This is a genomic window from Deferrisoma palaeochoriense (genome assembly GCF_054656955.1).
Window position 1 is genome coordinate 1 of sequence record NZ_BAAHXI010000233.1, and the last position, 229, is coordinate 229.

A 229-nucleotide genomic window follows, 5' to 3' on the forward strand; every position below is an offset into this window, starting at 1 on the left:
GGGCACCACCGAGCAGGTGGCCTACCCGATCATGCGCAAGGTGTTCCGCCGCCGGGGCATCGAGACCGACCCGCTCCTCGCCCACAGCTACGAGCGGGTCATGCCGGGCCGGCAGTACGTGGACTCCATCCGGAATTTCTGGCGGGTCTGTAGCGGCATCAACGATGAGGCCCGCGATCGGGTGGTCCGGTTCCTGAGCGACGTGCTAAACGTGGAGGACTACCCGCTT

Annotated in this window: 1 pseudogene; it reads left to right on the forward strand. The window is 66.4% G+C overall.

From position 1 onward, the window contains the following. Nucleotides 1-229, forward strand: a pseudogene (locus ACYQ8L_RS18835) (GDP-mannose dehydrogenase); the annotation flags it as partial.